Origin of the sequence: Alkalihalobacillus phoenicis (assembly GCF_047302405.1) — a bacterium.
In the GTDB taxonomy this organism is placed as follows: Bacteria; Bacillota; Bacilli; order Bacillales; family Bacillaceae_D; genus Alkalihalobacillus.
In genome coordinates, this window is sequence record NZ_CP154853.1 from 1,353,368 (window position 1) to 1,367,938 (window position 14,571).

The 14,571-nt window shown below is 37.6% G+C and carries 14 protein-coding genes and 1 other annotated feature; of the genes, 6 read left to right on the top strand and 8 right to left on the bottom strand.

The window, feature by feature from the left end:
• Positions 1-937: 937 nt before the first annotated feature.
• From AA0017_RS06415 to AA0017_RS06425, 3 genes are all read right to left on the bottom strand, one after another.
• Positions 938-1,474 (bottom strand): N-acetyltransferase family protein, encoded by a 537-nt coding sequence (locus tag AA0017_RS06415; protein WP_413380240.1) that lies wholly within the window; start codon positions 1,472-1,474, stop codon positions 938-940.
• Positions 1,471-2,271 (bottom strand): divergent polysaccharide deacetylase family protein, encoded by an 801-nt coding sequence (locus tag AA0017_RS06420; protein ID WP_413380241.1) that lies wholly within the window; start codon positions 2,269-2,271, stop codon positions 1,471-1,473. The genes AA0017_RS06415 and AA0017_RS06420 overlap by 4 nt, the downstream gene beginning before the upstream one ends.
• A 120-nt stretch (positions 2,272-2,391) precedes the next feature.
• On the bottom strand, positions 2,392-2,694 hold the full coding sequence (locus AA0017_RS06425) for a MerR family transcriptional regulator (protein ID WP_003324343.1): 303 nt from the start codon (positions 2,692-2,694) through the stop codon (positions 2,392-2,394).
• Positions 2,695-3,036: 342 nt separating this feature from the next.
• On the opposite strand from AA0017_RS06425, the gene cobA reads away from it, so the two are divergent.
• Genes cobA through AA0017_RS06440 form a run of 3 tightly spaced genes read left to right on the top strand, consistent with a single transcriptional unit; the run spans position 3,037 to position 5,911 of the window.
• On the top strand, positions 3,037-4,503 hold the full coding sequence (gene cobA, locus AA0017_RS06430) for a uroporphyrinogen-III C-methyltransferase (RefSeq protein WP_413380242.1): 1,467 nt from the start codon (positions 3,037-3,039) through the stop codon (positions 4,501-4,503).
• Between the two features lie 5 nt (positions 4,504-4,508).
• Positions 4,509-5,303, top strand: a complete 795-nt coding sequence (locus tag AA0017_RS06435) for a sirohydrochlorin chelatase (RefSeq protein ID WP_413380243.1) — start codon at positions 4,509-4,511, stop codon at positions 5,301-5,303.
• Positions 5,282-5,911 (top strand): bifunctional precorrin-2 dehydrogenase/sirohydrochlorin ferrochelatase, encoded by a 630-nt coding sequence (locus AA0017_RS06440; RefSeq protein ID WP_413380244.1) that lies wholly within the window; start codon positions 5,282-5,284, stop codon positions 5,909-5,911. Before AA0017_RS06435 ends, AA0017_RS06440 begins: the two co-directional genes overlap by 22 nt.
• Positions 5,912-5,988: 77 nt before the next feature.
• On the opposite strand, the gene AA0017_RS06445 is transcribed toward AA0017_RS06440, so the two are convergent.
• Positions 5,989-6,624: a hypothetical protein gene (locus AA0017_RS06445; protein WP_413380245.1), complete on the bottom strand. Its 636-nt coding sequence runs from the start codon at positions 6,622-6,624 to the stop codon at positions 5,989-5,991.
• 106 nt (positions 6,625-6,730) lie between these two features.
• Here AA0017_RS06445 and AA0017_RS06450 point away from each other — a divergent pair, with 106 nt between their 5' ends.
• Together AA0017_RS06450 and AA0017_RS06455 are read left to right on the top strand one after the other, a co-directional pair.
• On the top strand, positions 6,731-7,021 hold the full coding sequence (locus AA0017_RS06450) for a hypothetical protein (protein ID WP_413380246.1): 291 nt from the start codon (positions 6,731-6,733) through the stop codon (positions 7,019-7,021).
• 314 nt (positions 7,022-7,335) lie between these two features.
• Positions 7,336-8,709, top strand: coding sequence for an aspartate kinase (locus tag AA0017_RS06455; protein WP_413380247.1), 1,374 nt, complete (start codon positions 7,336-7,338; stop codon positions 8,707-8,709).
• A 75-nt stretch (positions 8,710-8,784) separates the two neighbouring features.
• Here the strand turns inward: AA0017_RS06455 and AA0017_RS06460 are convergent, their stop codons facing one another.
• The 4 genes from AA0017_RS06460 to proB form a co-directional block, all read right to left on the bottom strand.
• Complete coding sequence (locus AA0017_RS06460) at positions 8,785-9,618, bottom strand: ion transporter (protein ID WP_413380248.1); 834 nt, start codon at positions 9,616-9,618, stop codon at positions 8,785-8,787.
• Positions 9,619-9,745: 127 nt separating this feature from the next.
• Entirely contained in the window at positions 9,746-10,573 is an 828-nt protein-coding gene (gene proC / locus AA0017_RS06465) for a pyrroline-5-carboxylate reductase (protein WP_413380249.1), read from the bottom strand.
• 10 nt (positions 10,574-10,583) lie between these two features.
• Positions 10,584-11,831 carry a glutamate-5-semialdehyde dehydrogenase gene (locus AA0017_RS06470; protein WP_413380250.1) on the bottom strand — a complete coding sequence of 416 codons (1,248 nt, stop codon included), beginning with the start codon at positions 11,829-11,831 and terminating at the stop codon, positions 10,584-10,586.
• A gap of 24 nt (positions 11,832-11,855) precedes the next feature.
• On the bottom strand, positions 11,856-12,986 hold the full coding sequence (gene proB / locus AA0017_RS06475) for a glutamate 5-kinase (protein ID WP_413380251.1): 1,131 nt from the start codon (positions 12,984-12,986) through the stop codon (positions 11,856-11,858).
• Between the two features lie 51 nt (positions 12,987-13,037).
• Positions 13,038-13,247 (bottom strand) — a binding site (T-box leader).
• Between the two features lie 481 nt (positions 13,248-13,728).
• Between proB and AA0017_RS06480 the strand changes: the two genes are divergently transcribed.
• Entirely contained in the window at positions 13,729-14,505 is a 777-nt protein-coding gene (locus AA0017_RS06480; RefSeq protein ID WP_413380252.1) for an SDR family NAD(P)-dependent oxidoreductase, read from the top strand.
• Positions 14,506-14,571: the final 66 nt, after the last annotated feature.

Sequence of the window (14,571 nt, forward strand, 5' to 3'; positions counted from 1 at the left end):
TATAATCATTATTAGATTCAAAATATTATTTACTCAACTTTCGCATCGAGAAAATCCGTTCAACTAGTTGGCAGAGTGAAAGGGAAGCTCTTAAACAAATGCCCTTGACACGTTTGAAAAGCGAGAACGTACTATCACACCAAACGGATAAACTGCGCATCAAGAAAAAATAGACAATGTACAATGCGCTTCGGCTGTCGCTCCCAAACAGACACTCCGCGTCCTGCAGGAACCCCGTGAGCCTCCTCAGCACGCTTGCGGGGTCTCATTGGACGGTTTATTCCTGCGGGAGTCTCTGTGTCTGTTTGTCCGCTAGATCATGGAATCGAATCTAGGTTCGGTTTTCTCATAGAATAAAAAAACAATCATAACTTCAACGTACATTAGCTTGAGAATGATTTTTCTCCTTCATGACTAAATCCGTTACAGTTGTAAACCAATCAGTGTTGATACTCTGTACGTTAGCTAGATGATCGAGCTTGTTTCGATTTGAATCCTGTGTTTTCATTACTGCAGACTTAGGAAAAAAATGGGTGGCAACTACCTATTTAGTTCCATAACCAACAAAGTGAAGAAGAAGGTCCTTCTGCGTTAGAAATAGCTGATTGAGAATGGCCCTATCATCAAGCATCTCCACGACACTTAGCGGACAAAACCATACGGAGACTCCCGCGGGAATAAACCGTGGAGCGAGACCCCGCAAGGCTTGCCGAGGAGGCTCGCCAGGTTCTCGGCAAGGACGCGGAGTATGGTTTTGGTAGCGACAGCCGAAGTGCTTCATTTTAGTGAACAGTTTTCTTCAACAGCCTACGAAGAGATGTGTTCAGACTGTCAACGATTGAACCGTTCATGTAAAGTCCATTTGAGTATGGTATCGCCCTAAAGTCAATCTCTATCAACGGTTAAGGGGGAATTATACTCTGCGAAAGTTGAGTTATTAAATAAAATAAGCCATTAAAATCTCATCATCATAATGGTCTCCAACAAATACTTGGTCTTTCTGAACACCTTCTTCTTCAAATCCATATTTTTTATATAAAGAATAAGCAGCTTGATTAGATGCAAAAACAGTTAAACATAGTTTATGAAGTCTTTTTTCCCTACACCAATTTTGCGTATATTGCATGATGAAATGACCAATCCCTTTTCCTTGAGTGTTAGGATGAATCCATGTTCTGAATAATCCTATATGGCGTTTCATTTCTAATTCTCCGATTAAAACTCTTGCGATTCCGCTCACTTGTCCATTTACTTCGATCACAATATACATATGACCTTGTTGTTGCACATCATTGATAAAACGGTGTTCTTCTTCTAAAGATCTTACTTTTTCTTTTTGGATATATCGTTTTGCCTCTACAATGGCATTTGCGGCTTGGATTATCTCCTTTGCATCTTCTTTAAGCACAGGTCTTAGATGAATAACGGAACCATCTTTCCCTTCAAAGGTTTGATGGTCAGTAAAAAGAGTCAAGGTGTACTTCCTCCTTCATACTGAATATGGTGCAGTTGATGGGTGATAGGTGCTTCGAGAAGCTCAGATAAATAAACAAGTCGTAATTGGTTTTGTTTCATCTTCTTCCAACCATTTTCAACTGCTGAGAAGGTCTCATTTCCTTTTATGCCGACATGCCCAATTCCGACCGCTTTACCTTTACTTTTCGAAAGTTTCATGAGCTTATCGATTTGTAGTTCAACTTCTCTTTGAGAAGAAAGACTATCATCGATAAAAATATCACGAGCGATAAAAGGCATGTTTAGTTCTTTTGCCAGTGCAGGTATAACGGACTTTTCACTCGTTCCACTATCAAGGAAGTAGAGTTGGTGCTCATTGGCGATTTCCATGACAATCCTCATAATATGCTCATTTTCGACGATTTTAGAACCCATATGGTTATTCATTCCAACAGCATGTGGTACGTTTTCGATTGCTTGATGAACTCTTTCTTTAATCTGTTCATCAGATAAGTCAGTAGTAATCGCATTTGGACCCAACCATGAGGCTTTCCCTTTTTTTGGCTCCATTGGCATATGAATAATCACTTCTAACCCTGCTTTGTGAGCTAACTCTGCTTGTTCTGTTGCGTATTTTTGAAAGGGCATAATGGCGACGGTAATCGGTATGTTTGCTTCAAGGAATTGGTCAACCCCTTTGACATCGCCACCAAAATCATCAATAATAATCGCAATTTGATTATCAGAGGCCAAAACAGGATTTGTTGTTAAAAGTATAAACAAACACATAATAAAGAAACTAATGTTTTTGAGCATGCATTTCCTTCCTCCTTTTTCGTAACATTAGTTTGCCGAAAAAGCGTCATTTAAATTACAAATTCCTGCGATTTCTCAAAAAAAAGACGTGCTAACGACTTAATGATCGTTTAGCACATCTTATTTTCGGATATTAAAGGCTGCATTAATTTGACCACGTAGCATCCGTTCACGCACTTCTTGTTTTTTCAGGGCTTTTTGTTCCATTTTTCTAATCTCGAATGTTTGCATACCATCTTCCATTTTATTAGCGATATCAATTAAACGTTCAACATCTAAAAAGGAATATTTTCTCGTTCCACCTTTTGTTCTTTCCGGAAATAGAAGTTTTCGCTCTTCATAATAGCGAATCTTTCTTTCCGATAACCCTGTAAGTTCACTAACAACACCGATGGTTATCACTTTTTTATCTTTATAGGACAATCCACTCCACCTCGCTGTAAAAAGTAAGAATGTTCGCATCTTTTGTAATACTATATCACATCTAATTAAAGATGGTGTTTACGTGTGTAAGATTATCTCACATTTTTTATTTTAAGTCTTTAGGAATTATAATGTGAGATTCCCTATGTAAGGAAGAAAGTAATCTTCAAAAAATACGTATGTTAAAATTTAAGAGTATTTAGTAAAATGAGCTACATTTATTATGAAAAAGTAAAAAAGGACATTGCTCAATGAATTGTTTTTGTATTATACTTTATAAAACATATAAAAAAAGTCGGATATAACGGTGGGAGTATTTAGAAAACTTCAGGGGGGAACAAAATGCAAAAGCAGGGGATTGTTTATTTAGTTGGGGCAGGTCCGGGCGATATTCGTTTATTAACGATGAAAGGGTACGAGGTATTACAAAAAGCAGATGTTGTATTGTATGATCGTCTCATTCACCCTCTATTATTAGAATGGACCAAACCAGATGCAGAGATTATCTACTGTGGTAAATTACCTGATCGGCACCTTTTAAGACAAGAAGCGATTAATGATTTACTCGTAAAAAAAGGTCAAGAAGGGAAAATTGTTGTTCGTTTGAAAGGGGGAGACCCTAGTGTTTTTGGGAGGGTTGCGGAAGAGGCGAATGCCTTACAAGAGGCAAGTGTACCGTTTGAAATTGTACCGGGCATAACGGCTGGAATCGGTGCTTCTACATATGCTGGGATTTCCGTTACGCATCGTGATTATGGGGGATCGTTTGCTGTTGTAACCGGTCATAATAAAACGGCAAGTGGTGAACCAACCATTGATTGGCAAGCTCTTTCTAAAGGGGTCGATACGATTGCTTTTTATATGGGGGTTAAAAACTTACCTTATATTTCAGAAAATTTACTCTTAAATGGAAAAGCCCCTGACACACCTGTTTCAATTATTCAGTGGGGGACATTGGGCAAACAAAAAGTCTTGAAAGCTACTTTAAAAACCGTTGCCAAAAGAGCCATAGAGGAGAAAGTGGAAAATCCAGCTATTACGTTAGTAGGAGATGTAAACCATTTAAGGCAAGAAAAGAGTTGGTTTGAAAAACAGCCTTTATTCGGTCAGCATATTTTATTTGCAAGAACAGATGATGAACCGAGTTCGACCGTTGAATCGTTAAGGGATTTAGGGGCAGAAGTTTTTGAATATCCACGTTTTCAAATCCGTTTTTCTAAAGATGAGCCAATTGATTATCGTTCATATGAGTGCATTTATTTCTTGTCATCTCAAAGTGTGAAAGCTTTTTTTAAACATATTACCGATATTGGGTTAGACATTCGTTTTATTCAAGCGGATTTTGTTGTTCGTTCTAAAAAATCAGCAAAATTATTAAGTTCTTATGCGTGTTCTTCTTTAACGATTGATGAGATGGAGCCGGGTAAAAAGGTTCTTGTCTTAGGGGAAGAGATGAGTGAACAAGAACAGAGCTCTCTAAAAGAGAAAATTGGGGACTTTGATTATTTTATTTCTTATCAAAAAGAGCTAGTAAGCCAATCATCTGCTACATTTGAACGTTTATGGGATGAGGGAAGAATTGAAACACTCGTTTTTCCAAATGAGAAATCGGTTGTACAAGTAACCGAAGCATTGGCAAAAACTAAGTATACACCAACGCTTATATCAAAAAATGTCGAAATTATTTGTTATGGTCCGACATCTTATCAGAAAGCAACGGAGCTCGGCTATATAGGAGCTAAAGTATTAGAACATCCGACTAAAGAAGAATTAATCCAGGAACTTGGATATTCACTTGTTAAGAGGTGACAAATATGCAGGCAATATTATATGTAGGGCATGGTAGTAGAGTTCAAGAAGGAAATGAACAATTAAGAACTTTTGTATCTAAAATTCAAGCGAGGTTTCCGCAAATTCCTATTCAAGAAACAGCTTTTATCGAATTAGAACAGCCCACGATCCAAGAAGGTATTGAGGCCTGTCTGAAGCAAGGGGCGACACATATTGCGGTCATTCCCATTTTATTATTAAGTGCTGGGCACGCCAAAATAGATATACCTAATGAGATTAAGAGAGCCGAGATGAAATATCCAACGCTTATTTTTACCTATAGTCAACCGATAGGGGTCGAAAAAATTGTCATTGATATATTAAAAGAACGGTTACTATCTGTTGGCGTCGAGCATATTGCGGGTAGACCAGACAGAGAGTCACGGGAAAATAAGGCCGTTTTATTAATTGGTCGTGGTAGTAGCGATCCGGATGCAAATAGTGACTTAATGAAGATTTCTCGATTGTTGTGGGAGTACACACCGATTAAACGTGTAGAGGTGAGTTATTTAGCTGCAACGGAACCTACTGTTGATGAAGGATTAGAACGATTATTAAAAGAACCAGTCGAGGAGATCATTATGTTACCTTATCTTCTTTTTACAGGAGTTTTAATGAAAAGTTTAGAGAAGAAATTAAATCAAGTCCAAAGAACGACAGAAAAACGGTTAAGTTTAGGTATGTATTTAGGTTTTGATGACAAGCTGGTTGATATTGTCTGTTTACGTGTGGGGAAAGGATTAAAGGGGGAGTCTGAGTGGCTGACTTCATCCCAGTAAATTTAAAGGTGAGAAATAAAAAGATTATTATGATTGGAGGAGGTCAAGTCGCTTATCGACATACAAAACGCTTTTTAGCAGCTAGTGCGAATGTTACCATTGTTTCAGCACAGATGATTGAGCCATTTTTCGGGTTAGAAGCAGAAGGAAGGCTCACATTACAAATTCGTGAAGTTTTAGCTAGCGAGCAGTTTGAGGCAGATTTACTTTGTTTAGCGACGGATGATGAACGATTAAACCATTCATTGTATGAAAATAATCAACATCTTCCTTTTATTTATTTGGCTAATAATCTTGAACAATCGGACTTGCATTTTATGTGTAAACTTGAACAAGGGCCATTTGTTTTTGCGTGGTCTACAAATGGAGCAAGTCCGGCTTATGCAAAGAGCTTATCTGAAAAATTCAAAAAGCAATTACCACTTGAGGAGATTGAAACAGATTTACATTTTTTAGGTAAGGCAAGAGCCCTTATAAAGGGATTCCAGCTTCCGACTCACATCAAAAAAAAGTTGTTACAGGAAATTGCAGAGGAGTCGTTTTTAAAGGATTCTAACCGAGAGGGAAATTTATTACAAAAACTCGTCGACAGTCAGACACATGAGTAAATAGATATAGGAGGAGCTATAATTCAATTCAAAGATTATAGCTCAAATGAGTTAAACTGATTTTTTTGTTGTATAACTTAGTCAGTTATTATACAAACATGTGAAGCTTTATAACTTTTATCGTTATGAAGCTTTTTTTGGACGTTTCTTACTAATTCTTGTGTAGAAGAGGTGGTTTGATTAGCTGAGGTTATGACTAGATTTAGTAACTTCTCTTTCCATGATTGAGAAGGATCCACAACGGTGACAGCTAGTTGCAAAATATCTGTTGATAATGGAGACGACTCTTTTAACGATAAAAATTCTAAACAGAATGAAGAAAGTGGGCTAGCAAGTATGGTTTCAAACTGATATTGACTGCTTTTTTGTTCATATTGAAGATGATAGGTGACAAGGTTTTGTTCATACATTTCGATTTCACTTTTGCTATAAAACCAATAAAAAGAAACTTGAAGTTCCATAAATGTCGCATTAAGGGTTTTCGTTTGAGCTTCAATAAATTGTTGTAATGCTTCTAATGATAACAATTGGGATTGAAAAAAGAGGTGAAAGTCATTTAATACTTCTTTTTGATTTAGTTTGTGATGACTTTGTATTTGTATGGTCACTTCAGCAGTAGCTGTTTGAATGGTCGGATCCAAATCGGATTCAAACATTAGTGGATAGTAAAAGTGAATTTTCTTACTATCCTTTCTTTTTGAATTTGTCTCCATGTAGATTTCTCCTCTATTATTTCAATTATCTAATCAAATCGCTTGCAGGAAAGGTTCCTTCATATTACACTACAATGGATTACTAGACAAGAAAGTAGGAAATGTTATGAAAAAAACAATCGCTTCTGCTATTATCGTATTTATTTTATTAGTGGTTGGTGGTTTTACAATACCTATCACTTCAGAAACAGCTTCAGATAGCCGTGTCATCATTGATCATACCTTAATGGAATACAGTGCCCCTGCTTGTTTTGATCAAGCAGAGTTTACTAATAACATTGATGAAGTATCGATTCAATCAGCGATTAATTCAGGGTATGCAGCAGAATCAACGTGTACAATCGAAATAATGCCAATGGAGAAAAAGCCACTATTTGTTGTTTGGTTTACAGCTTAATCCTTTGTTTTAGCTTCAGCTTGTTGACTATGCCTCGTTTTATGAGATGGTCAACAAGCTTTTTTATATTGGATAGAGTTCTAGGATTGGGTAGCCAGGCTTAAGTCCACTGAAAAAGTAAATGGACAAGTAAGAATAGGTGAACAATGTGGAAGGATTCTAGGCTTTGATTCTCTCATTCACGTTGAGTGGATGAGAGCCAATAATTACGCGTTCCACCCTTTGTAACACCTTTTGCGAAAGGATTTACAATATGATATAGTTAGAATGTTCAAAAAATTAAAAAGAGAGAAATTGATTAGGAGCTGGAGAGAATGAAAGTAGCTAAATTTGGTGGGAGTTCAGTAGCAAATGCTAATCAGATTAAAAAAGTAGCAGCCATTATTCAAGAGGACGCGGACAGGAAAATTATTGTTGTATCAGCTCCAGGAAAAAGGGATCAGGACGATACAAAGGTAACCGATTTACTAATTGCCCTTGCTGATGCTTGTTTAGCAGGGAGAAATGGTGAACCAGAATTAAACGATGTTATTATTCGTTACCAATCGATCGCCGAAGAATTAGAATTGAATCTGCAAATTATCGAAACGATTGAAGCTGATTTAAGAGAACGGATTAGTCACTCGAAAGACAATTATGAGCAATTTATCGATTTAATTAAAGCGAGTGGGGAAGATAATAATGCGAAATTGATCGCTGCTTATCTACAAAGTATTGGCCTTCATGCAAACTATGTGAACCCTAAAGATGCGGGGTTATTAGTTAGTGATGAGCCTGGAAACGCTCAAGTGTTACCAGAGGCCTACGAACATTTAAAACAATTAAATGACCGAGATGATATCATCGTGTTTCCAGGATTTTTTGGCTATTCTAAAAATGGGACGTTATGTACATTCCCCCGAGGTGGCTCTGACATAACAGGATCTATTTTAGCTGCGGGTGTAAAAGCAGATTTGTATGAAAATTTTACAGATGTCGACTCAGTTTTTGCAGCAAATCCAACCGTAGTGAAGGAACCAGTGAAAATCAAAAAAATGACATACCGTGAAATGCGTGAATTATCATATGCAGGGTTTTCTGTCTTCCATGATGAAGCGTTAATTCCAGCTTTCAAAAATAGTATTCCAGTTTGTATTAAAAACACAAATAATCCAATATCTAGTGGGACGATGATCATTGCTGAACGAGAATATTTTTTAAATCCAGTTATTGGGATTGCGGCTGATGAAGGGTTTTCGGCTATTTATGTTCGTAAATATTTGATGAATAGAGAAGTTGGTTTTGGTCGGCGTCTGTTACAAATTTTAGAGGATGAATGTTTATCCTATGAGCATATTCCTTCAGGGATTGATGATACGACGATTATTTTACGACAAGACCAATTAAATCCTGAAAATGAAGAGCGAATTGTGAAACGCATTTCTGATGAATTAGATGTCGATGATGTACATATTGAGCATGATTTTGCCATGATTATGATTGTTGGAGAGGGGATGCACAATACGATTGGACTTGTTGCAAGAGCAACAGCCGCTTTAGCGAAGGCCAATGTGAATATTGAAATGTTAAACCAAGGATCGTCTGAAGTCAGTTTAGGGCTTGCCGTTAATGAAAAAGATACAAAAGCGAGCATTAAAGCTTTATATGAAGAGTTTTTTGGTGGAGTAAAAGAAGAAACTGTGCAATAATTCAATAATAAAGGTCGACAAATCATTTAAAAGAATTTGTCGACTTTTTTGTTTATCTAGGTGTCATAAATGGACTTAAGAAGAGCGATTTTGTTTTTCGATTGATTTTAAATATTGTTTGATTTCTTTTAGCTCTTCATGTAGTGAATCCATCTGTTTTTGAGCGGCTTCTTCCTTTTCTTTTAGTTTATCTTTTACTTCGGCTTCATTTGCTTTTTCGACGTTATTGACGATAACCCCGATAAATAGATTAAAGATAATAAACGTTCCGACTAACACAAAAGCAATAAAATAAACCCAGGCAAACGGGATATCCACTAAGATCGGCCTCATCACACCACTACCCCAAGAGTCTAATGTAACAATTTGGAAGAGGGTTAGCATTGAGAGCTGGAGATTGGCAAAATACTCAGGAGCTACATTAGCAAATAACATCGTGCCTAATACGGCAAATATATAGAAAATAATGCTCATCAAAATTAAAATATTTCCTAAAGCAGGAATCGTCAACATTAAGGCGTCAACGAGTCTTCGTAAAGAGGGAATGACTGAAATCGCTCTTAAGACACGTAAAACTCTTAATATACGGAGAACGGTAATAAAATGTCCGCCGACAAAAATATGACTTGAGAGGACGATGATGGTATCAAACCAATTCCAGCCCCCTTTAAAGAAATCCTTTTTCGGTGTCGTTGCGAGAAATCTAGTTAAAATTTCTAAAGTGAAAATCCACAATAAAATAACATCAAGTACATGAAACAAGGAACCGTATTCTTGTCTTAAAGAAGGGTACGTTTCAAGGCCAACTAGAAGAGCATTTAGTAAAATTAAAGTAATGATAATCCTTGTAAAATAGCGGTGACTAACAATTTTCTCACTAAAATAAATAAGAGTGGACTGTTTTTTCATACGATGATTGTTTCTCCTTAACCAATAAAATCAATTCCACATAAAAGTATATCATGGTTTTTTCTGCATGAAGAAAAGAAATCAACCAAATCCTTTAAAGCTGACTTGGTTGATTACGGATCTTCGTTTAATTTTTTTCACTAAATACGGCACCTAACTGTTTAGAGCGTGTAATCGCTTCTGAAACGGCTTCTTCAAAATTTTGCTGGGTATGATATTGTTCCAGTATTTGAAAGCCTGCTTCTGTTGTTCCATTTGGACTCATCACTTCTTGATAAAGTTCACCTGCTGATTTTTGGGTAGTTTCTAGTCGTTTGCCTACACCGACAATCGTTTGGGTAATAAGCTTGGTCGCTTCTTCTGTTGTTAGTCCAGATTGGGCTGCAACATGGTAAAGCCCTTCGACGAAATAATAAAGATAGGCAGGGCCGCTTCCGGCGATTCCAGTAACAGCATCCATTTTTTCTTCATCTACTGTAAGAACGATTCCGACCGCCTCTAGTAGGGTTTGAACGATGTTTAAATCTTTATCAGTAGCAAATTGTCCTTTGCACATCGCCGTTGCAGATGCTCCAACAATGGCCGAAGTATTTGGCATAGTACGAATGACTGCAGCGGGTATACTTAATAGTTCTTCAATAAAAATGGTTGGAATGCCAGCGAGCACGGAAATGAAAAGTTGTTTCTCTGATGCAACACTTTTTATTTCTTCGATTGAATCTTTAATTCCATTTGGTTTCATTGCAAAAATAATAATGTCTGCCTGTTCAACCGCTTTTGGACGATCATTTGTTGTTTGAACGTGATAGGTTGCTGATAAATATTGGAGACGCTCTTTATCTTTTAAATTTGTGACCGTGATTTGGCTAGGTGCCACAATTTTTTTCTTTAAAAGGCCAGCGATAATGGCCTCTGCCATGGAGCCTGCTCCTAAAAAGGTAATGTTTTTATCCAAAAGTTTTCACCTACTTTTTTATTTGTCCATTTCCGAGCACATGATATTTAGTAGAGGTTAAGGCTTCTAGTCCCATTGGTCCTCGTGCATGCAGCTTTTGTGTACTAATTCCTATTTCTGCCCCAAAACCAAATTCAAAACCGTCTGTAAAACGAGTAGAGGCATTGTGGTAAACAGCAGCTGCATCAACTTGATTTAAAAAGGCCTCAACATTTTCACTTGTTTCACTAATGATCGCTTCTGAATGATAGGTGCCATATTTTGAAATATGACTAATAGCCTCAGTGACAGTTGGAACTATTTTTAAAGCTACTTTAAAATCTAAGTATTCATCGGCCCAGTCTGATTCAGTCGCTAATTGAAACTGAGGAAACTTGTTTTTTAATGTAGCATCACTATAAACCTCAACATTTTTATCAATAAGAATGGTGACTAAATCATCCAAATGTTTATCCGCCCATGTTTGATGGACTAAAATCGTTTCGGCCGCATTACAAACAGAGGGGCGCTGTGTTTTAGCGTTTACGGCAATAGACAGGGCCATTTCCTTTTTAGCTGAATCATCGATATAAATATGGCAGTTGCCAACACCGGTTTCTAATACAGGAATCGTTGCGTTTTGAACGACGGTTTGAATTAATCCAGAACCACCTCGTGGGATGAGGACATCAACAAATTCATTAAGCTTAAATAATTCTGCGGCAGTTTCATGGCTCGTATCTTCAATTAATTGAATCGCCGCTGTTGGAATTGTTGTTTGTTCTAACGCTCGGTGGAGAACCGCGACGATTGCTTTATTAGAGTGAATCGCTGAAGAACTACCACGTAATAAAACCGCATTACCTGCTTTAAGGCAAAGGCTCGAAGCATCGACGGTCACATTTGGACGTGCTTCATACACCATTCCGATCACTCCTAGTGGGACACGAACTTTCCGAATTGTTAACCCGTTCGGTCTTGTAAATTGCTCGAGTTCTTCGCCAATCGGATCGTTTAACTGAGCGACTTGTTTTAGTCCTTCAGCCATATCCTTTATTCTAGCTTCTGTTAGAGATAAACGATCAATTAAGCCGTCATTTAAGCCATTTTGTCTGCCAGCTTCCTGATCTTTTTTATTTTCTGCTAAAATAAAGGATTGCTCTTTCACTAATTGTTGGGCCATTGAAAGCAATGCGGTATTTTTTTCTTCGGTCGTTTTGAGACCGAGTTCAACGGTTAATTCTTTGGCTCGTTTTGCTTTTTCTCTTAATTCATTCATCTTTATTCACTCTCCCTAAAAATATTATTTAGATATTGATGAAGATTTTTTTATTGTCACCCAATGATCGCGGTGAATGACTTCAGGTTTGTTTAAATGAAAGGTTCGTTTTGCTTCCAGACTGGAAAGTCCCTTAATTTGATTGAGTTCTCCGGAAGAAACATTTGACTTTCCTTTCCCAATCAATAAGCCTTCTTCATTGTAAACATCAATGACTTCATTCCGATTAAAAATACCGTCAATGTGTAACACCCCAGCTGGTAAAAGACTTTTTCCGAGTGAGTGTAGAGCAAAAGCTGCTCCGCGGTCGACTGTGATTGAGCCACTACTCGTGGAGTGAAGAGCAATCCATTGTTTGTTCGTTGGCATCATCGCTTCAGCTTGAAATGAACCGATATATGTTCCATCACCATGACCTGCAATGATGTCAATTAATTTATCTTCTCCAGCTCCTTTTCCGATAAAAACATTAACGCCAAGTGAGAGGGCGGTTTCGGCTGCTAATATTTTTGATTTCATTCCTCCTGTGCCTACTTTTGAGCCACTATCACCAGCCATTTCAAGTAATTCTGGTGTTATTTCTTTCAGCTGATCATATTTTTCGGCTGTAGGATCAAGGTTCGGGTTGGCACTGTATAAGCCATTGACATCCGTCAAAATACATAAGATATGGGCATGGATAAAACCACTTACAAGAGCGGAAAGCATATCATTATCACCAAATGTTAATTCTTCAATTGAAGTGGAGTCATTTTCATTAATAATCGGTAGAGCACCTCGTTTTAATATTTCGCTAATGGTCGAATAGGCATTTTGGAAACGATGACGGTCCGAAAAATCATCTCTTGTTAGTAGGATTTGGGCGGGAATAATCCCTTCGTTTTGAAACTGCTCAATATAACCTTGCATCAGTAAACCTTGACCAACAGAAGCGGCTGCTTGTTTTCCAGCTATTGTCACAGGTTTTGTTGGGTAACCAAGGGCAGAAAACCCGGCTGCTACAGCACCTGAAGAGATAAGAATAACTTCATGTCCTTGCTTTTTTAATCGACTTAAGGCTTGAACATGCTCTGTTAATTTGTTGATGCTAAGTGAGCCCGATGGAGTTGTCAATGAACTGCTCCCAATTTTGACGACGATTCGTTGACGTTTCATTCTCTTCTCCTTCTTTCTATTTAAAAATATAAAAAAAGCCCTCCGATCCTATAAAAGGACGGAAGAGCCTATCTCCGCGGTACCACCTTGTTTGACATCTACATAGATGCCCACTCGTACCCGTAACGTGGGGGAACGGCTAGGTTTGCTAGCTGCTCAAGGACAGGTTCAATCATTTCAGGGGTCAAGGATCTTTCAGCCGATGAATCCTTTTCTCTTTAGACATGAATTTAATTTACTAATTCCTCTCAACGCGTATGTCTATAAAAATGTCATGTTATTGTGTAAACTTATTTTATCTCAAATGATTTTCTTTAGTATATAGTGAAGAAGGAAAACACGTCAAGCCCATAAACAAAAAAGACTTTATTTAATTAAAGTGAGTTTGAATATTTTCTAATTATTACTGAACTTTCGCAGAGTATGATCGACTCTTAACCGTTGATAGAGATTGACTTTAGGGCGATACAATACTCAAATTGACTTTACATGAACGGTTCAATCGTTGACAGTCTGAACACATCTCTTCGTAGGCTGTTGAAGGAATCTGTTCACTAAAATGAGGCCCTCCGGCCAAGGGCATTTGTTTAAGAGCTTCCCTTTTGCTCGGCCAGCTCGTTGAACGGATTTTCTCGATGCGAAAGTTGAGTTATTAGATAAAAAAAAGAGTGAAGTTTCCACAGTGACTAAGTGCATTTATGGTTTTAATAAAATATAAGATGAAGTAGATAGGTGAGGGAAAATGAAAAAAACGATTTGGGTTACAGGTGGGACTAGTGGGTTAGGTAAAGAGATTGCCTTTCAATTATTAAAAAAAGACTATCATGTAATTGTGCTAGCAAGAAATGAAGAGAAAATAAACCAGCTTGAGGAAGAGGCGAGAGGATATAATGGCAGGCTTTTGACTTGTCAAGTTGATATCCGTTCTGACCAGGAGGTAAATGAGGTCGTGGGTCATTTAGTGAAAAGTGGCCACCCGGTTGATGTTTTAATCAATAATGCGGGTTTGGGCATATTCGACTCTGTTATCGATGCTAAAACGGAGGATATTGTCGAGATGTTTGAAGTAAATGTGTTCGGTTTGATTGCGATGACAAAGGCCGTGCTCCCTTATATGATTGAAAATAAAGGAGGTCATATTATTCAAATTGCTTCTCAAGCAGGTAAGCTCGCAACACCAAAGTCCAGTGTATATGCGGCCACAAAACATGCTGTATTAGGATTTACGAATAGTTTACGAATGGAAGTAGAAGATGACAGTGTGAAAGTAAGTGCCGTCAATCCAGGACCGATTCAAACTCCTTTTTTTGACCGAGCTGACAAAACTGGGTCATATGTCAAAAATGTCGGGAAGATGATGCTAAAGCCAGAATATGTGGCCGAAAGAGTCGTGCAATTAATTGAAAAGCCAAAAAGAGAATTAAATTTACCAAGTTGGATGGGCTTCGGTTCAAAATTTTATCAACTCATGCCAACGGTGATTGAAAAGATCGCAGGCAAACAATTAAAGAAAAAATAACTTCGCCAGTAGTAAAGTGAGTGTCTTAACTTGGAGATGAAGGAAGAAAAAACGAGAAGCCCACTT